Origin of the sequence: Terriglobus roseus (genome assembly GCF_900105625.1) — a bacterium.
Lineage (GTDB): Bacteria > Acidobacteriota > Terriglobia > Terriglobales > Acidobacteriaceae > Terriglobus > Terriglobus roseus_B.
In genome coordinates, this window is the sequence record NZ_FNSD01000001.1 from 3,746,608 (window position 1) to 3,767,563 (window position 20,956).

Consider the following 20,956-nt stretch of genomic DNA (forward strand, 5'->3'; position numbering starts at 1 on the left):
TGTGCTTCAGGTTAGACGAAGATCAGGCGCCGGAGGGTGCTCTTCTGCCGCCAACCGCAATTTATCCGTGTCTAAAGTGTCGCATTCCTGTGAATACCATGGCAATTCCTAAGCGATCAGCGGCTTCGATGACCTCCGCGTCGCGGACCGAGCCGCCGGGCTGGATGATGGCGGTCGCCCCAGCCTTCGCCACGGTCTCCAGGCCGTCCGGGAAGGGAAAGAACGCGTCTGATCCGGCAACTGAGCCGTCAAGCGGCAGAACAGCCTTCATGGCGCCAAAGCGGGCGGCGTCCACGCGGCTCATCTGACCAGCGCCGATACCGACCGTCTGGCCGAATACGGTTCCGTCTGCGGCGGCTGCGGCACGGGCGTAGACAATGGCGTTGGACTTGACGTGCTTGGTGACGGTCCAGGCGAAGCGAAGGGCGGTGAGCTCTTCCGGTGTGGGCTGGCGCTTCGTGACCACCTTGAGTTCGACGGTTTCCAGTGAGCCGCGGTCGGCGTCCTGCATCAGCATGCCGCCGCTGATCTGCTTTAACGCTTTCTTCGGGTGGGCCGGATCAATCTGCAGCAGACGAAGGTTCTTCTTCTTCGCCAGCGCCTCGAGCGCGGCAGCGCTGAACGAGGGGGCGACGATCGCCTCGACAAAGAGCTTGCCGATCTCTTCCGCAGTGGCGCCGTCGAGTTCACGGTTTAGACCGATGACGCCGCCGAAGGCCGAGACCGGGTCTGCTTCCAGGGCGCTCAGGTAGGCATCGAGCAGTGATTTTCCGGTGGCCGCGCCACACGGATTGGTGTGCTTGATGATGGCGCAGGCGGGCTCGGAGAACTCGCTGGCCAACTCCCAGCAGGCGTCCAGATCGACGAGGTTGTTGAAGGAGAGTTCCTTGCCCTGCAGCTGCCTGGCGTTCGCGATGCCCTTGGTCGTGCCGTCCGTGTAGACGGCTGCTGCCTGGTGCGGGTTCTCACCGTAACGGAGGGTACCCTTCAGCGGCAGATTCAAGCGCAGCGCCTGGGGTACGGCGGCTTCGTCAAGGGTGGCGGGCTGGGTGTGCGTGCCGTCCGGCTCGGTTAGTGTCTCGAGAGCGTTGGCGATGGCGGTGTCATAGGCCGCAGTCGTGGCGAAGGCGGCCTTCGCAAGGCGCCAGCGCGTGGCCAGCGAAAGGGAGGCGTTGTTGGCCTCCATCTCATCCGCAATGGCTTCATAGTCGGTTGCAGCCGTGACGATGGCGACATCGTTGAAGTTTTTCGCGGCGCTGCGCACCATGCTGGGACCGCCGATGTCGATGTTCTCGATGATGTCAGCGAAGGCGACACCGGGCTTCGACGCGGTCTTCTCGAAGGCGTAGAGATTGACCACAACCATGTCGATGGGCTGGATGGCGTGCTCGGTCACGGCCGCGACGTGCTCGGCGTTATCGCGGATGTGAAGGATGCCGCCGTGAACCTTCGGGTGCAGGGTCTTCACGCGGCCGTCCAGCATCTCGGGGAAACCGGTGAGGTCGCTGATGTCGCGGACTGCGAGGCCGCCATCACGCAGCATCTTTGCGGTGCCGCCGGTGGAGACGAGCTCGACGCCCATGGCGCTGAGGCGCTGGGCGAATTCCAGCAGACCTGACTTGTCGGTAACACTCAAAAGGGCGCGGGTGATCTTATTGCTCGACATCTATCGTTTGATCCTGTGCAGTTCAGTCTGTATTGATTTAAGAAGTTCCGGAAGATCCTGCTCCACCGCTGTCCAGATCAACGTGTCATTGATGTCGGTGTACTCGTGGATCAGCAGGTGCCGTAAGCCAATGACCCTCTGGTAATTCGGAATGGCAGCCAAGGCAGATTCGTTCCGTTTGCGTATCTGTGACAGGGCCTCGCCGATGATAGCGAGGCAGCGCTCGACAGCACGCCGGGTCCGCCCGTCATTGAGATAGTCTCTGAGACGCATTCCCGCGGTGTATTCAAGGATTTCGTTGCCCGCGGCGACAATGTCGTGGAAGTATGCGTTGTCGTCATGCTGCATAGAGCAGCTCTTGTTCGCGTTCGATGTTTACCAGGCGGTATGGATTCTTAATGGAGCCTTCCGGGATCACGTCTACACGGCGGCGGAAGAGTGCTTCCATGGCTGACTGCAAATCCGTATACTCACCCGCCCAGGGCTTCTGTACGTTTGGCATGAACTTCACAAGGAGATCGATGTCGCTCGTATCCGGATTGAAGTCATCCCGAAGGACCGATCCGAACACGAGCAGGCGCGCGACCCCATGTTCGCGGCAGATGGCTTCAATCTGCTCGCGCCTGGAATCGATCTCGTGGCGGCCATTCATCGTTGTCAGTTTAACAAGTGTTGGTGCGCTCAAAGCCGCAAACCGCCCGTCAGTTCGGCCACTTTCGCGACATCGTGAGCGGTGCACCAGCTTTCGAGATTGTCGGCGATCTTCTCAACCGCGCGTGGGTCCGCGTAGCTTGCGGTGCCGACTTCGACGGCGGTTGCACCCGCCAGCAGGAACTCCACAGCGTCCTCTGCCTTGGCGATACCGCCCATGCCAACGATGGGAATCTTGACTGAGCGCGCCACGTCCCACACCATGCGCACCGCTATGGGCTTAATCGCCGGTCCGCTGAGTCCGCCGGTGATGTTGGCGATGCGGGGTCTGCGTGTCTCCGTGTCGATCGCGAGTGAGAGGAAAGTGTTGACGAGCGAGACGGCATCGGCTCCGGCAGCCTCCGCGACTCGCGCCATGCCGCCGATGTTGGTCACGTTCGGCGACAGCTTCACCATCAGGGGCCGCTTGCTGACGGCTTTGCACCGGAAGACGAGGTCGCCAAGCGATTCAGGATCCGTACCGAAGACCATGCCGCCGTGTTTCGTGTTGGGGCAGCTCGCGTTCAATTCGTACATCACAATGCCGTCAGCGTGGTTCAGTTTTTCAATCACGCCCAGGCAATCTTCGATGTTGTAGCCGAAGACATTGGCGATGCAGACGCTGCCCCGCATCCTGCGAATGCCCGGCAGCTTGTCCTTGATGAAGGCATCGACACCAATGTTCTGCAGGCCGATCGCGTTCATCATGCCGCCGGTGGTTTCGATGATGCGCGGAGCCTTGTTGCCGTCCATCGGCACCAGGGACAGGCCCTTGGTGACGAACGCGCCGATGCGGTCAGTGGAGAGAATCTCTTCAAACTCCACGCCGTAACCAAAAGTGCCGCTGGCAGCGATCACAGGCGAGCGAAGCGCAACCCCGGCGATGCTGACGCGCATGTCGGGCTTGCTCACTTACGCGTCACCGTTCCAGCGATCGCCGCCACTTCCGGCTTCAGCGATTCCAGGCGCACATGACCCACTGCCGCAGACGGACGGTTCACCCGCAAAAGGGACGCGAAGGTCGCCGCAATGTCCACTGGCTCTACCGGGTTGTGATAGGTGCCGGGCTGGAAGGCCGCGCCAAAGAAATCGAGCGGCACATGCCGGTCGTAGGAATTCGAAGAGTAGTGTGTCGTCCCCGTCTCGGAGCCGTAGTACTGGTACGCACCAAAGTTCATGTGCACCGCCCAGCGGATTGCAGGGGAGTAGCTATGCAGCTCGCGGCGACCCTGGTCGGTGTCGGGTACCTGTCCGTTGCGGAGCTGGCTTGCGGTGTAAACAAACTGCACACGCAATGGCTCCGGTAGGCGACCTTCCGGCGCCCCGGCCTGTGCCGTGGTGGAAGCCGCCAGGCTGGCAAAGTATTCGCGAACGGCGTCTGCCGTAGCATCTTCCGCCTGCTGCTCCGAGATGCCCTGCGCCTGGAACGGCTCCGGATCAATCTGCATCCATGGCGATTCGCCGCCAAGCACGTACTTCACGTTGCCCTTTGGCTTGAACTTCGCCTGCAGGGCCTTCTCGACGTAGTCCCACATGGGCTTGGTTGGAACGCCCCGTGCCGGCATGCCCATAGCCACAGCCGCATTGACGCTGGGCGCGACGCCATGATCCCCCGTCATGGAAACCATCACATTCTTCAAACCGATGGTGCTGTCGATCCACGTGAAAAAGCGATCCAGCTCAACATCGGACGCGTCGATCAGTGCGCGCTGCTGGGCATCGTCGGGCCCGACGCGGTGTCCCATGATGTCTGTGGAAGAGACGGAAATCGTGATGAGGTCGGTCACACCAGCCTCGTTGTGACCGAGGTGTTCGTTCTGGATCAGCGCTTTCGCAAAGTCGAGCTGGTAGGCGACGCCGGCCTGCGTTGCGCCCACCTTTTCGTAGAAGCTGCCATCCGGGATCTTTGAGGTGGCGCGAGCTCTGGCAACGGCATCGCCGCTGTTGAAGGCTTCCACCCACGACGGAAGCTGCTTCTGCCAGTAGGTCGACGTGATCCAGCGACCGCTCTCATGGTCCGTCCAGAACGCACCCTTCGTTGCGTGGCCGCTGGTCAGGATGGCAGCCCGATCTTTCAGGGAAACGCCGAAGACACGAGCCTTGCCGCTTGTCGCGAGGACGAGCTCATCGCCAAGTGTGGAGGCGACCTCATAATGCGGCGAAGCTCCTGGCGAGACCTTCGCTCCTGCCGGCTGACCGACGATGGTGTAGCGATCGTCATCAATGGACTGCACATACCGCAGCTTGCCGTCCGGGGCCTTCTCATACCAATCGTTCACGGGCACGCCATGGCCGTCGGTGTAAGCACCTGTACCAATGGTGGAGTGGCCCGGACCAGTCACCAGGTTGGCGTAGTCGTAGTAGCAATCCGTGTAGTGGGCACCCTGCTTCAGGAAGAGGTTCCAGCCGTTCCTCGCCTTGAAGTCGGCACGAAAGCGATCCAGGTAGTCACCGCGGAACTGGTCGAACACCAGCTCGATGACCAGCTTCGGAGAGCCGTCATAGGCTGCTGCGCGTGCAGGCGTGACGGTTGAGAGGATCAGGGTGGCGGAGACAGCGGCGGCGGCAAAGCGGCGAAGCAGCATACGTTCATGCTAATGCGGGCGCGCCCGGAGATTGTCTCTGGTCGATGATTTTCCGCGCCGCCGCCAAACCCGATACCATAGACAGATGCTCGATCTCGCATACGTCCGGGGTAATCTCCCGGAGGTGGAAGCCGCACTTCGCCGGCGTAACGCCGACCCCGCCGCCCTGCTGGGCAACTTCGCCGACATTGATGCGGCCCGCCGTGAGGCGATCACCAGTCTTGAGACGGTCAAGGCGCGGCGCAATCGCCTTTCAGAAGAGATTGGCAAGCTGAAGCGCACAGGCGGCGATGCCGAAGCGCTGACTGAGGAAGTCCGCACGCTGCGCGAGCAGACGGAGGCCTTGGAAGAGAGTGCCGCCGCGCACGATCTGAAGCTGCGCACAATCCTTGAGGCGATTCCGAATCTGCCGGATGCCAGCGTGCCCGAGGGCCGCGATGAGCATGGCAACTCGACCGAAAAGGTTTGGGGCGAGATCCCGCACTTCGACTTCAAAGCGAAGCCGCACTGGGAGCTGGGCGAAGCCCTCGGGATTCTCGACTTCAATCGCGCGGCGAAGATCAGCGGATCGCGCTTTGTCGTTCAGGTTGGCGCGGGTGCACGGCTGGAGCGGGCCCTGGCGAATTTCATGATCGACCTGCACACCGGCCAGCATGGCTACACCGAGGTGCTGCCGCCCTACATGGTCAATTCGAAGTCGCTGTTCGGTACCGGGCAATTGCCGAAGTTTGCGGAAGATCTGTTTCACTGCGACGACAAAGGCGCATATGTGCCGGGAGAATTGCAGGAGAACGATCACTGGCTGATCCCCACTGCGGAAGTTCCCGTGACCAACCTGTTCCGCGACGAGACGATCGAATGCGATCCGACGATCAGCCTGTGCGCCTATACTCCCTGCTTCCGCAGCGAGGCCGGCAGCTACGGTCGGGACGTGCGTGGCATGATTCGCCAGCACCAGTTCCAGAAGGTGGAGCTTGTAAAGTTCACAGCGCCGGACAAGAGCGCAGAGGAGCATGAAAAGCTCACACGCCATGCCGAAACGGTTCTTGAGACCCTTGGTCTGCCTTACCGCCGTATGCTCCTGTGCACGGGGGACATGGGCTTCGCGTCGCAGAAGACGTATGACCTCGAAGTGTGGCTGCCGGGCCAGGAACTCTACCGTGAGATCAGCTCGTGCTCCAATTTCGGCAGCTTCCAGGCACGGCGAGCGAACATCCGCTTCAAGCCCGCGGGCGCCAAGAAGGCAGAGTTTGTGCACACATTGAATGGATCCGGACTGGCCGTGGGCCGGACCTATCTCGCTATCCTTGAAAACTATCAGCAGGCCGACGGGTCCATCCGTGTGCCGGATGCACTGGTACCGTACATGGGCGGCCAGACCACGATCGGCCAGCAAACCTCGCTCGCTACGGGCCAGGGTTCGCAGGCCGCGGGCAAGGCAGGACTTTAAAGACGATGTTGAAGACGGTTCGCAACTACCTTTTCTGGAGCTATGAGCGCGGCTCGTTTCACTATGACGTGATGGTGACGATGGTGCTGTTGTTCATCTTCGTGTCGCCGCGATTCATCAACTTCCGCGACCGGCCAATCTACAACCTGCCGTCGCAAATCATGGTGGAGAACAACGGGGCGGGAGAGCTTGTCTACCAGGTAAAGCAGTCCGATGTAGATCAGAGTCTGAAGAAGGTCGGCGGTTCTGACCCGGAGCAGCGTACACGCCGCGCCCTGCGCCGGCTGATCGAGCCCATTGCCGGCGATGTCCTGGTGGAGCGTTACGAGCCGATCCGCGGCGCCGATGGTTCGGTGCAGGCGTACCGGGTGTGGGCTCACCGATAGGTTTTCGCATCGCTGAGCGCGCCGGACGGCACATCTTTGTGTCTAAGCATGCGAGGCTTCAGGAGCACGATGAATCGATTTGCACACATCATGATCGCCGCTTTTGTCTTGACGACGGCTACCGCATCCGCGCACGCTGCCACGGATCCTGCGCTGGACAAGGTCCTGCGTCAGCTTGACGCATCGTCCGCGAAGTTCCAGTCGGCGGAAGCCGATCTGCAGTGGGATAACTACGAGAAGATCGTGAAGGAGACGACCTCGCAGTACGGCAGGACTTACTTCCAGCGCAAGAACAACACGATCGATGTCGGCATTACGCTGGCGCAGAAGCAGGGCGGGGCACCGACCAAGTACATCCACTTTTCGGATGGCAAGGGCGACATGTACGACGCCGTCGCGAAGAAAGTAACCGGGTTCAGCGCGGGCGAGAACCGGTCGCGGGTTGAGAGCTTTCTGGCTCTTGGATTCGGCGGCAGCGGCAAGGATATTGAGAAGTCGTATAACGTCACGCTGCAGGGCATGGAGCCAGTAGATGGTGTCTCGACGGCCAAACTCGACTTGGTACCGAAGGATCCGGAGACCGCCCAGACGTTCAACCACATCACCATGTGGATCGACGCGTCGCGCGACATCCCATTGAAGCAGGTCACGTATACCCCCGAAGGCGACACGCGTACGGCGTTCTATCGCAACGTCCGTTACAACACGCCAGTGGATACCAAGAAATACGCCTCACCAAAGCATTAGGCCGATCTTCGAACGAGGGCGGCCCACCGTCGTTTACGATGGAGCGAGGAGATCTTTGCGATGAGCCATGAAGTTGAGCAGCCGTGGATTGAGCGTAACTGGCAGGTGTTGGTAATTGCCTTTGGTGTCGGAGCCGTAGCGCTCCTGGCCCTCTACCACCCGGGCTATGCCCATCCGTTCGGCACCTACTAAGCTGTAGGACGACGTTAAAAACTCTGGCATCCGTAACAGCGCGGAGGGGCCTGCTTTCCGAGCATCGTGAGATGTGGAGGAGGGCAGGTCCCTTCGTGTTGCTATGGTTTTCGTGACTGAAAGGCCGGGTCCGCACCGTTGCAAAGCAGTGCCGGACTCGTGGAAGCAGGAAGCTCGTCTTTCTACTTGTCCCGCTGCCGCTCGTGGCATCCCTGGTCGAGCTTCTCGCGATAGCCCACCCTTTTGCTATTGCAAAAGAATGGGGAACCCGATCCCGCGGGGGCGACCCGAGTCCGCGTGGACAACTTGGGTTTGCATGGGCGCCTCAGGGCTCTACTGGACTGTTCCCAGCGGTTTTAGACGAGTCAGTTCCAGCGCGCAGGCGACTGCGGTGCGTGCGGTCAGCTTGAGATTGTCGGCGGTCATCCACAGGGCATACCGTGTGTTGTCCGCGGTGGGCTTCAGCTGCAGCAGAACACGCCCCTGGCCTGCGCTGCTGATGTTGCTTGGCGGCTCTTCGCCGGTGATGTCGATGTACTCAGAGGCCATTGCAGCCAGTAGAACGCCGGGTGCGAGCGGCTGATCAAACTCAAGAAACAGCGAGACGCCAAAGCCGTGGAAGACCGGTGCCTGGATCAGTTGCAGCACGGGCACCGGAAGATCGGCGGAAAGCGCCTGCAGATCGCGCAGGATACGGTCTTCGCTGGCGGCAATAGGGTTACGCGCGGCTTCGCCAAGTGTTGGCAGGAGGTTGAACGCGACCTGCGCGTCAAACTCTTCAGTCGGCACCGCCTGAAAGCTCAGCAGGTTGATGCTTTGCTGCTGCAGTTCATCAAGGGCAGCGCGACCATTTTCACTGGCAGGCTGCAATACCGTGGCTGCCGCATTCCGGAGTGCACCGGCCTTTGCGGCCAGGCCGAGTACGAGTGCCAGCATGGTCGCGACGGGGTGCGCAACGCGCACGGAGTTGGCCTCAAGGTCCAGCGGTTTGGAATCACCGACCAGCGGCGAACGTACGGGAGCGGTTGTATCGAAGCCGGAGCCAGTCACATCGACCACGGCAGCGCCCATCGCACGCGCGGTCTGGCCAAATTCGCGAAGCATCTTGGTGTCCGCGAAGATGGCTACGTCAAGGTTTTCAAGGGAGGCAGGTTCCAGCGTCTGCAGGAACGCGGCTTCGTCGCCGATGGCTTCCAGGGTTCCACCCGCTTCTTCTGTGTCCAGAAGGATGGTGTTGGCTGCAGCAAGCGGACTCTCGGCGATTTCATCGCCAATTTCCTTGCCCAGCAGGGAAGATGCGCCGACCACGGCGATGCGGTATTGAATCTTGTTCATAGCTATCTCTGATGCGGCGGTGCCGCGGCTGATGCAAGGTTACGCCTGCAGTGGATGGAGCAGTGCGCTGGGTGATATCCAACAGGCGCGCATATCTTTCGCTGGTGCGGGCTTCTCTATACCTGGCTGGTGTTCGGCATCGGCATGCCAAGGCGTCTCGCGCGCCGTGACTGTGCAGCGTACATCAGCCGTGCGCCCATACCACTGACCATATAGGCAAGGGCCATCGAGATCAGCAGGTACTCCGAAAACTCTGCCAGCAGAACTCCGAGCAGGACAAGAACGACGAGGATGCGCGTGGGCTGCTTGTCGACCAGCGTGATCTCTTTCCCGCTCCAGAAACGCCACCGGCTGACCATCAGAAAGCCGGTGAATAGCAGCAATGCAAGCCAAACCAGGGCGATCCATGGATTGTCGATGGGCGAGCCATTGAAGCAGTGCACCACGCTCCCAACAACACCAGCTGCAGCGGGAATGGGCATACCGACAAAGTAGCGCCGGCCGGGGCGGCCCGGATTGCTTGGCTTAGGGTTCACCGTGACATTGAAGCGCGCGAGCCGGCATGCGCCGCAGATGAGGAAGAGGAATGCCGCAACCAGGCCGAACTCGATCAGGCGTGCATGCAGGCGCGCATTCGCCAGCGCCGGCAGCATCCGAAAGCCCCAGGTATAAGCGAGGATCGCGGGCGCAACACCGAAGGTGATGACGTCGGCGAGCGAATCGAGCTCGCGTCCGAAGTCGCTCTCCGTGTTGGTCATGCGTGCGATGCGGCCGTCGAGCGCGTCAAAGGGCAGCGCGAAGATGATGGCGAGCGCGGCCCGATCAAACGGAGCATGATCGGCCGTGGAAGCCTGCATGCTCTGCGCGATGGCGTAAAAGCCCAGCGCAATATTGCCGCCCGTAAAGATGGATGGCAGGACGTAGAGCCCACGGCGTGGTCGCTTACGGGGCGGCACGGGGGTATTGCCCACGTTATGCCTCGGCAACAGCGGCCGATGATCCGTCGTCGCAGGCGGAGTTTTGGGGAACAACTGCGAGGATGGAGCTGCCGCCACGCACGCGGTCGCCGCGGCGAACACGGAGATTCGCGTCCGCGGGCATCAGCACATCGACACGCGATCCGAACTTGATCAGGCCGAAGCGCTGTCCGCGCTGAAGGCGGTCGCCCGGCTTGACGGTGCAGACAATACGGCGTGCCAGCAAGCCGGCGATCTGCTTCACCTGGACGGAGCAATCGCCGTGTTCAATGACGACCACGTTCTGCTCATTCAGCACATTACTGTCTGCACGCATGGCGTTCAGGAAGAGGCCGTGCTTGTGATTCACGGACGTTACCGTGCCCTCGATGGGGGAACGATTCACGTGCACATCGAAGACGTTCAGGAAGATGCTGATGCGCAGACGGCTGCCGTCGGGCGTTTCGATCCACTCGGCTTCCGTGACCTTTCCGTCTCCGGGCGAGACGATCTCGCCGGGGCCGGTAGGGATGCGGCGCGCAGGATCACGGAAGAACCATAGAAAGAAGACCGCCAGGATGAGCGGTATCACGCCGATGCCCTTAGAGCCGGTGAGTTGCCACAGCAGAACAGCAACTACGATCAGGCCAAGCGCGTAAAAATATCCGTCACGAACCATACAGCGGTAATCATACCGCTTCCGGGCAGCAGAATTGCCCGCGTCATAGCCTGGGCAGTGCCTTTGGCTGGATTACCAAGCGAGATGTTGGTGCGGTAGCGGCAACGATCTCTCTTTCCATGCAAATCGCGTCTTCCCGCGGATTTGCGTAATAGGCGGTGCGTGTGGCGACATCGACAAAACCGTGGCTGCGATAGAGGCGGATCGCCGGATGATTGGACACACGCACCTCCAGCCGGATGACTGCGGCCAGTTCTCCGGAGGTTGGCAGCGAGGTCAGCCAATCGGTGGCGGCCTGCAGCAGGGCAGCGCCTGCTCCCTTGCCTCGATGGTCCGGATCCACTGCAATGCTCTCCAGTTCGGCGTCGATTGGGTAGACGGATACGAGCGCGGAGATGACTGCAAAGCCGATGACCTGCTGCTTCAGCGTGGTGAGTTCCGCAAGGAGGACCGTTCGCCGCACGGTAGCGGTTGAAGAAGTGGCAATTGACTCGCCGAACTGCTCGGTCGTCCAATGCGGCGCGGTGGGGCTGGCGAGAGTGATTCGCTGGACAGCGGGTATGTCCTCGGCGGTTGCCGGCCGGATGCGGATCATGCCGACAGTGCAGCGGCGCGGAGACGGTGAAGTTCCGCGTCCGGAATGCGAAGGTAGTTGGCGTCGAGCAGTGCTGTATCCGCGAAGGTGCCCCGGTTGAGCATCGCCGCGGCGAGTGGTAATGCCTGCCGCACGCCTACCGGTGGTACGGCCAGGGCTCGTGGGCAGAGTGTCGCGAGCCGTTCTTCCATGACAATCACCGCCTGTCCCTCGGCCTCTTCCAGTGCGCATTCCCCCGTAATCATGGCTTCGTCAGTACACACGCCATCACGATAGAGGCCGCGGAAGATGTCTCCACGGCCCGCATCGAGCCACGCTCGGACGTTGCCGCTTGCGGGGGCTTGCGCTGCCAGAACAGCAAGACGGCTGATGGCGATGAGCGGCTTGTCGAGTGCTTCTGCTAATCCCTTTGCTGCGGCCAGACCAATACGGACACCGGTAAAGGAACCGGGGCCATTCACCACGGCAACGGCATCGATCGCCGCGGGTTTCACAGAAGCCAGGGCAAGCACGTCGGCCAGCGCGGACATCAGCAGTTCCTGCGTCTCGCGGCCGGGCAGCTCGCGTTCTGCGAGGACTGTTGCAGCACTGTGACCGACATGGGCGACAGCGATGCCGCCGCCGGCACCACAGGTATCGATCAGGAGCAGGGTCTGCATCGTTTCGATGATACGTCTCGCGCGACCCGCGCCCAACACGACGCGGCCAGTAGATTCCCCGGTCAATTTTCCGTGCGGTGGGAACTTCGAGGGCTCGCGTTGCGTCAACCTGTCGTCCCCGAAACGCGCCAACCGATTTGCTTGACAATCGTTCGCCGCCAATGGGATAAGTAGTGCGCTTCCAAACGAGCAGCGAAAGTGTGGCGTTTGCACAGTATTTGTGCGATCTGGCACGCAAAAGACGGGCTGACGGATGGATGGAGCGGGCATTTATGAGACGTCTCAGAATGCAGGCTCCGAACTGAATTTACTTGCGGTACGAGAGAGGTCATCTGCATGCAGAAGAAAGTGTTGTGGTCGCTCTGTGTGGCGGCCGGATCCTGCGCCTGTGTCTGGGCTGCCAACTGGCCCAGCGTGGGTGGCAATCCGCAGCGAGACGGCTACGTCAATCCGGAGACACACATCTCCGCGGCCAATGCCAAGGACGTCAAGCAGCTCTACAAACACAAGTTCGAAACGAAGGGCATCGCCACCTCGACCATCGACCTTGAGCGCATCATCGGCATCACCGGTTTCCATGAGCTGTTGTGGACGGGCTCTTCTGCCGGCGATGTCTGGGTGACAGACGCAGACCTGGCCTACGACTTCAAGCATGTAACCCTGCCCACGAAGGGCGCGGTCAAGACCTCGGCCATGTGCCCCGGTGGCATGACGGCGCCGCCGCTTCTAACCGGCGGCAGCACCGTGGGACGTTTCGGTGGTGGTGGCTTTGGCCGCGGCACCGTTGCTGTGACCTATGTGCTGGATGGCAACGGCACGCTGATTCCGCTGCGCCAGCAGGACGGCGACCCGACCTACGTTCCCGGTCAGAAACTGGTACCTGCAGGCAGCAATGTCCCGGCGCTGAATATCTCCGCGGACGGCACGCTCTTCGCCGCGACGATCAACGGCTGTGGCGGCGCGGGCAACGGACTCTACGCTGCGAACTTCAAGGCGCCTGAGACCGAGAACGAGCCGAACAAGCCCTTCAAGTCTCCCGCCGTGTGGGGCAGCGTCGTCAGCTTCATGACGAACGGCGCTGGCTTTGCCGGTACTGGCAGCACGGCGATCGGCACGAAGAACGATTTCGTCGTTGGCACCGTTCCCGAAGGCAAGGGCGATGTCGCCGGCGCCTACAACGACACCGTGCTGAAGCTGGATCCGAAGACGCTGGAAGTGAAGGACTACTTCACACCCAGCGACAAGGAGCCGGCGTACAAGCCGGGCGCTGCTGGCGTTACGCCGGCTGTCTTCGCCGAGGGCGGTAAGGACTACGTGGTTGCGGGCGATCGCAACGGCAAGATCTACCTGCTGGATTCGACAGCACTGGGCGGCAGCGATCACCACACGCCGCTGGCCTCGACCGACGCGATCGTCGCTGCCGATGCTTCGGGCAGCAACGGTATCTTTGGGACTTTTGCGACGTTCGCGGATACCGAGCATGGCAACACGCGCTGGCTGTTCGCGGCCGTACGTGGACCGATTGCCGCGAAGTTTGCGGGAGCGAACGGCGCACTTGCCAACGGTGGCATTGTGGCCTTCAAGATCGACTTCAGCGGTGGACGTCCCAAGCTGGTTCCAGCGTGGAGCTCGCCGGACATGGTGGGCGCTTCCGGTCCGATCGTCGCGGGTGGCCTCGTCTATGGGCTCGCCTCGGGTTGGTCCGCCAAGGGGTCCAAGCCCGCGGTGCTGCACCTGCTGGATGCCGCGACCGGTAAGGCGCTGTACAGCAGCACGCCGGCCGCCACCTACTCCTCGCAGCCGCTTGCCTTTGCCAACGGCCACGCCTACTTCGTCACGCACGACAACACGCTGTATCAGTACGGCATTCCCGAGGAGAAGTAATCCATGCTGAAGATTTCTACACGGAAGACATTGTCTGCACTGGCCAGCGCAGCCCTTTGCTGCAGCATGGCCGTCGCGCAGAACGGTAACTGGCTCACCTCCGGCGGAGACGTACAGCGCAGCGGCTGGAACAAGGACGAGAAGATCCTCAACAAGAGCAACGTTGGCAGCATGAAGCTGCTGTGGAAGACGAAGACGGATGTCTATCCGCACGGCCTGCATACGCTGATGGATCCGCTCGTGGTGCAGAACGTGCCCACGGCCAGCGGCCCCAAGGAGATGGTCTACATCCTTGGCGTAGGGGACACACTCTATGCCTTCGACGCAAAGGCCGGCACCATCGTGTGGCAGCAGAAGTTCAAGTACGAGGCGCTGCCGCCGATGCGTCCGCCAGAGGGTGCACCGCCGCGTCCCGCCCAAGTGCTGCCGACGGACACGCGTCACTACAACTTCCTGAACCCCGGTGGTAGCACGGACGTGCCCGTCATCGGTGAGCCGGATGCCAAGGGTGTGCGCCCCATCTATGTTCTCGATGGCGGCGGTAACCTGCACATCCTGAGTGATGTGACTGGCGAAGACCTGAAGCCGGTGATCAAGACTGGTGCCACGTCGAAGTTCGCTCTGCAGCTCTGGAACAACAGCATCATCTATGCGGGCCGCGGCGGTATCTACTCCGTCGACCTGGCAAGCGGCAAGGTCACGCCTTCGAAGGGCTTTGGTGGCGGCGGTGGTCTGTGGGGTCGCCGTGGACCGGTGATCACGTCGGACGGCGTCGTTTGGACGACGACGGGCGATGGTATCTACAACCCCAGCAAGCCGGACAATCTCGTGCTTGGCAACTCCGTTGTCGGCTTCGAGTTGAAGGACGGCGCGTGGATGGTGAAGGACTGGTTCACGCCGCCCAACTGGGACTGGCTGCGCCGTCGCGATCTGGATCCGAACAACACGCCGACCAGCTTCATGTTCAACGGCAAGGAGTACATGGCCGCCTCAGGCAAGGAGTGCCGCCTGTACCTGCTGGACCCGAAGAACATGGGCGGACCGGATCACCATGAGCCGCTGCTGAAGACGCCGCTGATCTGCAACGAAGCAGTCGACTTCGCCAGCGCGGGTAGCTGGGGTGCTGTGTCGTCGTACCTGGATGCGAAGGGAACGCGCTGGGTGCTGGTGCCCTTCTGGGGACCGAAGCACTCGGGCATCAAATTCCCGATTGAGAACACGCCCGCAACCAAGGAAGGTGGCGTGGCTGCCTTCAGGCTGGTCGACAAGGGTGGCAAGCCCGCGTACGAGCCGGTTTGGGTGTCTCGCGACATGTTCCGCGGCGAGCCGCCGATCGTTGCCAACGGTGTGGTCTACACCTGGGGCAGCGGCGACGACACGCAGCAGGTCTGGCCGGATATTGGTCTGAACTTCGACTCTTCGAACCGTGCTGCGCTGTCGAACCACGTCACCGTATACGCACTGGATGCGGAGACGGGTAAGGAGCTTTGGTCTTCGAAGGACACGATCACCAGCTTTAACCACTTCACTGGCATCACCGTCGCAAATGGCAAGGTTTACATGAGCAGCTACGACGGAAATGTTTATTGCTTTGGGTTGTAATTTTTTGACCACTTACAACGAGAACGGCCCGCGCTGTGCGCGGGCCGTTTGTTCTGCAGGGATGAAGAGACGAGCATCCTAAGGCAGTGACCTCGGGACGCAGCCCCGGGCTCTCGCTCGGGGAGTGCGTTGGCCTGTAGGCAGGCGTTGAAGATCGGGTGCGCTTCGTCACCGGACACGAGAAAGGCCTGACCGCACCGGCTTGCTTTGTGTAGATCCCTGTCGGGGCCGAGTTGGCCTTGTAGCCTAACCCGGCCCCGGCGTTTCGTGGCCTGTTGCTAGACCCCCGAGATGGCTCCGCCATCAATCATGTAGTTTGCACTTGTCAGATAAGCCGCGGCTGGGGAGACAAGAAAGCCAACAAGCGAGGCGACCTCTTCCGGCTCCGCCATGCGGCCCATCGGTACGCCTCCGAATCGATCGCTCAGCGTCTTGTACATCTCGTTGGGCGTTGCGCCAGACGATGCGGCGAGGTGCTCCATGAACTGGATCATAGGTGCCGTTGCTACACCTCCTGGAGATACAGTGAGGACGCGCACACCCTTGCTGGCTACTTCATTCGCGAGTGCCTTGCTGTAAGAGTTCAACGCCGCCTTCGACACCGCGTACGCCATGTTGATCTCCCAAAGCGGAAGCTTGCCCGCGACGCTCGATATGTGGATGATGACACCGCTCTTCTTCTCGATCATTCCCGGAAGCAACGCGCGATCGAGACGGACCGTGGTTAGCAAGTTCAACCTCAGCTCATCTTCCCAGTGCTCATCCGTGAGGGTACTGAACCCTCCTCCGGGTGCGGTCAGGCCGCCGACATTGTCAACGAGAATATCGACTCCGCCGAATTTCTCCGTCACTTCCTTCACCACGGCTGCAGTGCCTGCGGTAGTTGCCATATCCGCCACGATCAGGTGATGTTTTTGATCGCCTTCGGGGCTGGTGCGAGCCGTGATCACTACCGTGGCCCCGGCGTACGCCAGACGGTCAGCGATCGCCTTTCCGATCCCCTTGGTGCCTCCCGTGATCAGAGCCGTTTTCCCTTCCAGAGTTAAGCCTTGCAGCAGCGAATCGGACATTTTGTTTCTCCTTTTTGAATCAATCGTTTCAGAATAGGGCGCACGAAACCGCGTCCGTGTTGTTCCCGAAGCGGATGCTTCAGAAATCGGCGAATCAGCGTGAGAGCTGTTTGAACAGAAATCGAGCCATCCGCTGGATCTTTATGGGATCTCGATTGAGGATGAATGACTCGTGCCAGCCGATATAGCTGCTTAGCAGGTAGTCGGTCAGCACTTCTGGATCTTCGTCGGCGCTGATCTCACCCTTTTCCATGGCGCTGGTGAGGAGCAAGCAGAGGAAGCGATACATGGCATCGCTGTCATCCTTCAGGATGGCCTGGACGCGGATGTCGTCGGTTGCCACTTCGAAAGCAGCCTTGATGGCCATGCAGCTATGTGGGTTAGTCGTGATATTTGACACTGCATCGTCGATGAAGATTTTGATGGTCTTCAACGGCGACCGGGAACTCGAAGCATGTTTCGCAATGTATTCCTTGCGGTCGTCCGTGTACCGCTGCACGCAGCGAAGAAAGAGTGCGTGCTTATCCCCGATCGTGTTGTATAAGCTGCTTGGGTTGATCTTCATCGCATCGGTCAAATCGCGAAGCGAAGCGCCTTTGTAACCCTTCTCCCAAAACACCTCCATGGCAGTTCGGATCGCGCTTTCTTCATCGAATTCGACGTTCCTTGCCATATCGATCCGATTTTAAATCATTCACTTCAGAACGCAATAGATCAGGTCACGCCGGTATCCAGCGCTCACGAATGGAATGCGCTGGATTTTTCGCGCTGTCGCCGATGCGCTCATTGAGGTTGGGTGACGGACTTGATTTGAGAGAGATCTAGCTACCGCCGTCTTTCATTGACGATGTCCAGTGCTTCTCTCGCAATTCGAGTTTCTGCCGTGCCTGGTCTTTCCACCATCCTTCGAGACCCTGCATCTCCAGCATGGATTTGGCGTAAGCCGGATCGAAGTGGAGATAGATGCAGCGGTTGATGGCCGGGATGGACCCGTTCGGGTTAATGCGACGCTTGAGCGACCATGTATCGCCTGCCTGCACGGTGCCTGGCTCCAGCACTCTGAGATAGAAGCCCGTGCGGTTTTCGAGGATGGTCTGTTTGACCCAGTCGGAACGTCCTATGCGGCGGGCGAGGTTTGCGCAGGGTACGCGGGGACCGCTGACCTGAACGAGGGCAGAGCCGAGAGCTACAGTGTCACCCACGCAGATCTGGTCTTCGGTGATGTTCTGCAAGGTGATGTTTTCGCCTACCGAGCCAGCTTCCAGGTTGAGTGAGAAGCGTGAGTTCCAGAAGGCGTAGTGGTCTGCGAGATGAACGCAGATGGCGGCGCCGGGGCCACCGTGGTAAGGCTGTGTCACCTTGTCGCCGGCGAGGCCAGCAAGCGAAATAGAGACAGGCTTCTCTGTGCGTTCGCGGAAGATGGACGATGTCCAGGTGCCGCGCTCGTCGGAGATTATTTTCGGCTGGCCGGTGAAGACTGCTTGTACGGTTACAGTTTGTGCCATGGCTGGAAGTCTAGCGGAGGTCTGAGCTGGCGCGTCATCCCGACGTCCCGACGGCTCAGTGCCTCTTATCGTCATACGCCGCGTTGCGCGATCGACGCCGCTGCTGCTTTTCCACCTTGCGAGCAGGGCATCCGTTACGAACAGCTCCCGCACGGATGACCCGCAGGCAAACTACCTTGCAACGCCGGTTGTCTGCGAGACGCCTCGAATTGTCCAGAAGTCGGAAGCGAGGTTGGTTTCCGTTAAGTAAGCGTAGGGGATTTTGAAGTAACCCTTCAGACCCCAGTCTGGACCCCAGGAGTTCCGAACCTTGAATTCACGCGTGGCGTCGTCATATCCGACGGCCATCACCGCGTGCCCACCGATGGACTTCTCGCCGGAATCCGGCATAGGAACTATGCCGGTCTTCGCGACCTTTTCACTCTCAAACGACGAGTACACCGTGAATCCAAAGACGAACGGATAACCTGAGGCCAGGCAGCCCTTCATCGTGTTGAGATCCTGTATCAGCCTCTGGTAGAGACTGACCATGTCCTTCTTTGCATCCGAATACGCTTTCGCTGGTGGATGCAGGCTGAAGTTGCCGATCTCGTAGGGCCAATCCGTCTCAGGCGGTGCGCCTTGCGTGGCGACACTCTTGATGCCATCACGAATCTGCGCTCCAGAGTCGCTCGCGACTGTACCTTCCATCACTCGCTCGTTGTAGTAGATAAAGAGTCTTGAGGGGACAAAGCGTTTCTTCTGATCGAACTCGATCGCTGCTGCAATCGCATTCGCGGTGCAGCTACCCAGTTGCCCCTGATCGTAGACCGGAGGGCACTTGCCGGAGAGATCCACGGAAGACGGGATCTTCTTCTGAAATGGCGCCGGCGCTGCATAGAGGAAGTCGCGCTGATCCGGAAGGTCCGGAACCCAGCCGTACTTCTGGATCGTGTGCACCGCAGGCGTCGTGGCGCCGTTGCTTTGTTTTGGGGTGGACGCAGCCTTCGACATACGTTGCTCCTCTCTGGATTCGCATCCGCAGCCGCGCTCAGCTGGGTCAGCGGCGGCAGCGACTATCGGTGGCGGGTCTCGCCGGGCTTCGGTCCGGATATGACTCATCCCACCATGCCGTTCTGTCGAACCACGTTACGGCGTTCGCATTGCATGCGGAACAGCGAAGGAGCTTTCGTCGTCAAAAGTCAGCATCCGCGAGCTGGCACTTAAACAACTCACGTTCCAAAGGATTCGGTCAGGGCGCAGCACCGTTGAACCCGTCGCGAAGCCCACTGTGGGGCTCCGCGCCTGCTCAGGATGGTGGATCACTCAGGACGACTGCTGATCCGATGGGACTGCAGCAAAGAAGGGCATGGCAAAAGCCATGCCCTTCCTGAATTGCGTTTTATCGTACTTAGTCGAGTGCGTAGAAGGCGAGGCCGCTGAGGAGTTTTGGGTAGAAGTCAGTGGACTTCTGCGGCATGACTTCTCCGCCGAGCGAGACTTCCTTCATCTGGTCGAGTGTTACCGGTTTGATGAGGAAGGCGATGTCGGCTTCGCCTCGTGCGACCTGGGCTGCTGCGTCTTCTGCGGAGCGGAGGTACCGGAGGTTTTCCTGCTGGCGGATGCTCTCGGGGGTTAGTTCGAGGAGCTGCTCGAGGACGAGGGCGTGGAGCTGCACGACGTCCATGGGGCGCTGGCGCGGGGCGACGTGCTGGAGTGCGGCGTCGATCGCGTCGGCCTTGGCCTGCAGCAGGAAGGTTCCGTCCTTCATGACAGCGAGGAACGCGACGCCTTTGGTCCCTGCGAGCGGGGCCATGCGTTCCGAGGCGGCTTCGACGCCCTCGGCATCGGACTTGCCTTCGACGGACTTCGCTTCGACCTTGCTGACTTCGAAGAACTCGGAGGCTTTGTCGAGGAAGGCTGCGGAGGAGAAATCTTTGAGGCCGTAGACGATGCGGTGGGTAGGAAGGATGGTGATGCCGGGTGCGTCGGTGTTAACGAGCGTCATCATCATGGCGGCCTCAGGGAAGGGCGGCACGGGGAGCTGCGGACCGACAGTCATGTCCGCGTCGTTCGAGGGTGATTCGTCAAAGTCGCCGACCTGCTTTTCGGACTTGCCGCTCTGGCGCGTGGTGTCCGGCACACCGAGTTCTGCGGCGCGTTCGCGGGCGTAGGCGGTGGAGGTCTCGTAGCGGTGGTGGCCGTCCGCGATGATGAGCTTCTTGTCGCTGAGCGCGCCGACGATGAGGTTCAGGATGTGCGGATCGGTGACCTTCCAGACAGAGTGGACGACGCCGTACTCGTCGGTGACGGTCTCATCGGCTGGTGTGGCGGCCTGGCCGGTGGTGTTGCCGAAGACGAGCTTCTCGACCGTGAACGACGGATCGCTGTAGAGCATGTAGATCTGTTCGCAATAGGTGCGGGTGGCCTTGAAGAGGGAGAGGCGGTCGGACTTGGGCTTGGCGAGCGTCTGTTCGTGCCGGTAGACGACCTGTTCCGCGTAGTCATACAGGTGGCCCAGGCAGATGAGGCCGCGGCGCTCGCGCACTTCGGTGGTGCCGGGGACGGTGTATTTCTGGGCGTAGCCGTAGAGGGCAGGCTCGCGCTCTTCAATAAGGACTGCCTCGCGGCGCCAGTCCTGCAAAGACTTTGCAGCGCGCGTGTAGACATTTTCCGCATCAGTGTCGGCGGGGTTGCGCTTGCCGAGGATGACACGGATCAGGTTGTAGGGGCTCTGCGCGTAGTAAGCCTCCTGCATCGCCGGCGAGATCTTGTCGTACGGCTGGGTGACGACATCGCTGAGCTTGACCTTGGCCGTGTTGTAACGGAGAGCGCGGAACGGGTAGATACGCATGCGTGCGGAACAGCTCCTTCGTGGTCTGATCACCATTCTATCGGCCCATGTGCGGGTGTTTGCCGTAATGCGGCGTGAATACTCTGCGACTGCCGGGCATCTGATGGAGACAGTTCGTGATC

At 60.7% G+C, this 20,956-nt stretch carries 21 protein-coding genes; 6 read left to right on the forward strand and 15 right to left on the reverse strand.

Features of this window, described 5'->3' with window-relative positions; genetic code table 11:
- Window positions 1–61: 61 nt before the first annotated feature.
- Genes purH through BLW03_RS15620 form a run of 5 tightly spaced genes read right to left on the reverse strand, consistent with a single transcriptional unit; the run spans window position 62 to window position 4,941 of the window.
- Window positions 62–1,666, reverse strand: coding sequence for a bifunctional phosphoribosylaminoimidazolecarboxamide formyltransferase/IMP cyclohydrolase (gene purH, locus BLW03_RS15600; protein ID WP_074654946.1), 1,605 nt, complete (start codon window positions 1,664–1,666; stop codon window positions 62–64).
- Window positions 1,667–2,014, reverse strand: coding sequence for a HepT-like ribonuclease domain-containing protein (locus BLW03_RS15605; RefSeq protein ID WP_074654947.1), 348 nt, complete (start codon window positions 2,012–2,014; stop codon window positions 1,667–1,669).
- The gene (locus tag BLW03_RS15610; protein WP_074656066.1) at window positions 2,004–2,318 is read right to left on the reverse strand and encodes a nucleotidyltransferase family protein; all 315 of its coding nucleotides are present in this window, start codon (window positions 2,316–2,318) and stop codon (window positions 2,004–2,006) included. The genes BLW03_RS15605 and BLW03_RS15610 overlap by 11 nt, the downstream gene beginning before the upstream one ends.
- A gap of 29 nt (window positions 2,319–2,347) precedes the next feature.
- The gene (locus tag BLW03_RS15615) at window positions 2,348–3,253 is read right to left on the reverse strand and encodes a dihydroorotate dehydrogenase (protein ID WP_074656067.1); all 906 of its coding nucleotides are present in this window, start codon (window positions 3,251–3,253) and stop codon (window positions 2,348–2,350) included.
- 11 nt (window positions 3,254–3,264) lie between these two features.
- Window positions 3,265–4,941, reverse strand: a complete 1,677-nt coding sequence (locus BLW03_RS15620; RefSeq protein ID WP_074654949.1) for an alkaline phosphatase family protein — start codon at window positions 4,939–4,941, stop codon at window positions 3,265–3,267.
- 85 nt (window positions 4,942–5,026) lie between these two features.
- Here BLW03_RS15620 and serS point away from each other — a divergent pair, with 85 nt between their 5' ends.
- From serS to BLW03_RS21160, 4 genes are all read left to right on the forward strand, one after another.
- Entirely contained in the window at window positions 5,027–6,391 is a 1,365-nt protein-coding gene (serS, locus tag BLW03_RS15625) for a serine--tRNA ligase (RefSeq protein WP_074654951.1), read from the forward strand.
- Between the two features lie 5 nt (window positions 6,392–6,396).
- The gene (locus BLW03_RS15630; protein ID WP_074654953.1) at window positions 6,397–6,777 is read left to right on the forward strand and encodes a hypothetical protein; all 381 of its coding nucleotides are present in this window, start codon (window positions 6,397–6,399) and stop codon (window positions 6,775–6,777) included.
- Between the two features lie 69 nt (window positions 6,778–6,846).
- The gene (locus tag BLW03_RS15635; RefSeq protein WP_074654955.1) at window positions 6,847–7,524 is read left to right on the forward strand and encodes a LolA family protein; all 678 of its coding nucleotides are present in this window, start codon (window positions 6,847–6,849) and stop codon (window positions 7,522–7,524) included.
- Window positions 7,525–7,584: 60 nt separating this feature from the next.
- Window positions 7,585–7,716 (forward strand): hypothetical protein, encoded by a 132-nt coding sequence (locus BLW03_RS21160; protein ID WP_014786890.1) that lies wholly within the window; start codon window positions 7,585–7,587, stop codon window positions 7,714–7,716.
- A 333-nt stretch (window positions 7,717–8,049) separates the two neighbouring features.
- Here BLW03_RS21160 and BLW03_RS15640 read toward each other — a convergent pair whose 3' ends face one another.
- From BLW03_RS15640 to tsaB, 5 genes are all read right to left on the reverse strand, one after another.
- Window positions 8,050–9,051, reverse strand: a complete 1,002-nt coding sequence (locus tag BLW03_RS15640; RefSeq protein ID WP_074654957.1) for an Asd/ArgC dimerization domain-containing protein — start codon at window positions 9,049–9,051, stop codon at window positions 8,050–8,052.
- A 116-nt stretch (window positions 9,052–9,167) separates the two neighbouring features.
- Complete coding sequence (gene pssA / locus BLW03_RS15645) at window positions 9,168–10,022, reverse strand: CDP-diacylglycerol--serine O-phosphatidyltransferase (RefSeq protein ID WP_074654959.1); 855 nt, start codon at window positions 10,020–10,022, stop codon at window positions 9,168–9,170.
- 1 nt (window position 10,023) lies between these two features.
- Window positions 10,024–10,686 carry a phosphatidylserine decarboxylase gene (locus BLW03_RS15650; protein WP_074654961.1) on the reverse strand — a complete coding sequence of 221 codons (663 nt, stop codon included), beginning with the start codon at window positions 10,684–10,686 and terminating at the stop codon, window positions 10,024–10,026.
- 43 nt (window positions 10,687–10,729) lie between these two features.
- Window positions 10,730–11,281, reverse strand: coding sequence for a GNAT family N-acetyltransferase (locus tag BLW03_RS15655; protein WP_074654963.1), 552 nt, complete (start codon window positions 11,279–11,281; stop codon window positions 10,730–10,732).
- A complete protein-coding gene (gene tsaB / locus BLW03_RS15660; protein ID WP_170835052.1) occupies window positions 11,278–11,940 on the reverse strand; it encodes a tRNA (adenosine(37)-N6)-threonylcarbamoyltransferase complex dimerization subunit type 1 TsaB in 663 nt (220 codons plus the stop codon). The genes BLW03_RS15655 and tsaB overlap by 4 nt, the downstream gene beginning before the upstream one ends.
- A 336-nt stretch (window positions 11,941–12,276) precedes the next feature.
- Between tsaB and BLW03_RS15665 the strand changes: the two genes are divergently transcribed.
- Window positions 12,277–13,824 (forward strand): PQQ-binding-like beta-propeller repeat protein, encoded by a 1,548-nt coding sequence (locus BLW03_RS15665; protein ID WP_074654966.1) that lies wholly within the window; start codon window positions 12,277–12,279, stop codon window positions 13,822–13,824.
- Window positions 13,825–13,827: 3 nt separating this feature from the next.
- Entirely contained in the window at window positions 13,828–15,426 is a 1,599-nt protein-coding gene (locus tag BLW03_RS15670; RefSeq protein ID WP_074654968.1) for a PQQ-binding-like beta-propeller repeat protein, read from the forward strand.
- 278 nt (window positions 15,427–15,704) lie between these two features.
- Here BLW03_RS15670 and BLW03_RS15675 read toward each other — a convergent pair whose 3' ends face one another.
- From BLW03_RS15675 to BLW03_RS15695, 5 genes are all read right to left on the reverse strand, one after another.
- The gene (locus BLW03_RS15675; protein WP_074654969.1) at window positions 15,705–16,496 is read right to left on the reverse strand and encodes an SDR family oxidoreductase; all 792 of its coding nucleotides are present in this window, start codon (window positions 16,494–16,496) and stop codon (window positions 15,705–15,707) included.
- Between the two features lie 94 nt (window positions 16,497–16,590).
- Entirely contained in the window at window positions 16,591–17,169 is a 579-nt protein-coding gene (locus tag BLW03_RS15680) for a TetR/AcrR family transcriptional regulator (protein WP_074654972.1), read from the reverse strand.
- A gap of 148 nt (window positions 17,170–17,317) precedes the next feature.
- Window positions 17,318–18,001, reverse strand: coding sequence for an MOSC domain-containing protein (locus BLW03_RS15685; RefSeq protein ID WP_074654975.1), 684 nt, complete (start codon window positions 17,999–18,001; stop codon window positions 17,318–17,320).
- 171 nt (window positions 18,002–18,172) lie between these two features.
- Complete coding sequence (locus BLW03_RS15690; RefSeq protein WP_074654977.1) at window positions 18,173–18,994, reverse strand: C1 family peptidase; 822 nt, start codon at window positions 18,992–18,994, stop codon at window positions 18,173–18,175.
- 397 nt (window positions 18,995–19,391) lie between these two features.
- Window positions 19,392–20,834, reverse strand: coding sequence for a DUF1015 domain-containing protein (locus tag BLW03_RS15695; RefSeq protein WP_074654979.1), 1,443 nt, complete (start codon window positions 20,832–20,834; stop codon window positions 19,392–19,394).
- Between the last annotated feature and the right edge of the window lie 122 nt (window positions 20,835–20,956).

Excerpts from the sequence above, each read along its gene's own strand:
- purH (WP_074654946.1), bottom strand. The coding sequence starts at position 1,666 with ATGTCGAGCAATAAGATCACCCGCGCCCTTTTGAGTGTTACCGACAAG.
- BLW03_RS15605 (WP_074654947.1), bottom strand. The coding sequence starts at position 2,014 with ATGCAGCATGACGACAACGCATACTTCCACGACATTGTCGCCGCGGGC.
- BLW03_RS15610 (WP_074656066.1), bottom strand. The coding sequence starts at position 2,318 with ATGAATGGCCGCCACGAGATCGATTCCAGGCGCGAGCAGATTGAAGCC.
- BLW03_RS15615 (WP_074656067.1), bottom strand. The coding sequence starts at position 3,253 with ATGCGCGTCAGCATCGCCGGGGTTGCGCTTCGCTCGCCTGTGATCGCT.
- BLW03_RS15620 (WP_074654949.1), bottom strand. The coding sequence starts at position 4,941 with ATGCTGCTTCGCCGCTTTGCCGCCGCCGCTGTCTCCGCCACCCTGATC.
- serS (WP_074654951.1), top strand. The coding sequence starts at position 5,027 with ATGCTCGATCTCGCATACGTCCGGGGTAATCTCCCGGAGGTGGAAGCC.
- BLW03_RS15630 (WP_074654953.1), top strand. The coding sequence starts at position 6,397 with ATGTTGAAGACGGTTCGCAACTACCTTTTCTGGAGCTATGAGCGCGGC.
- BLW03_RS15635 (WP_074654955.1), top strand. The coding sequence starts at position 6,847 with ATGAATCGATTTGCACACATCATGATCGCCGCTTTTGTCTTGACGACG.
- BLW03_RS21160 (WP_014786890.1), top strand. The coding sequence starts at position 7,585 with ATGAGCCATGAAGTTGAGCAGCCGTGGATTGAGCGTAACTGGCAGGTG.
- BLW03_RS15640 (WP_074654957.1), bottom strand. The coding sequence starts at position 9,051 with ATGAACAAGATTCAATACCGCATCGCCGTGGTCGGCGCATCTTCCCTG.
- BLW03_RS15650 (WP_074654961.1), bottom strand. The coding sequence starts at position 10,686 with ATGGTTCGTGACGGATATTTTTACGCGCTTGGCCTGATCGTAGTTGCT.
- BLW03_RS15655 (WP_074654963.1), bottom strand. The coding sequence starts at position 11,281 with ATGATCCGCATCCGGCCGGCAACCGCCGAGGACATACCCGCTGTCCAG.
- tsaB (WP_170835052.1), bottom strand. The coding sequence starts at position 11,940 with ATGCAGACCCTGCTCCTGATCGATACCTGTGGTGCCGGCGGCGGCATC.
- BLW03_RS15665 (WP_074654966.1), top strand. The coding sequence starts at position 12,277 with ATGCAGAAGAAAGTGTTGTGGTCGCTCTGTGTGGCGGCCGGATCCTGC.
- BLW03_RS15670 (WP_074654968.1), top strand. The coding sequence starts at position 13,828 with ATGCTGAAGATTTCTACACGGAAGACATTGTCTGCACTGGCCAGCGCA.
- BLW03_RS15675 (WP_074654969.1), bottom strand. The coding sequence starts at position 16,496 with ATGTCCGATTCGCTGCTGCAAGGCTTAACTCTGGAAGGGAAAACGGCT.
- BLW03_RS15680 (WP_074654972.1), bottom strand. The coding sequence starts at position 17,169 with ATGGCAAGGAACGTCGAATTCGATGAAGAAAGCGCGATCCGAACTGCC.
- BLW03_RS15685 (WP_074654975.1), bottom strand. The coding sequence starts at position 18,001 with ATGGCACAAACTGTAACCGTACAAGCAGTCTTCACCGGCCAGCCGAAA.
- BLW03_RS15690 (WP_074654977.1), bottom strand. The coding sequence starts at position 18,994 with ATGTCGAAGGCTGCGTCCACCCCAAAACAAAGCAACGGCGCCACGACG.
- BLW03_RS15695 (WP_074654979.1), bottom strand. The coding sequence starts at position 20,834 with ATGCGTATCTACCCGTTCCGCGCTCTCCGTTACAACACGGCCAAGGTC.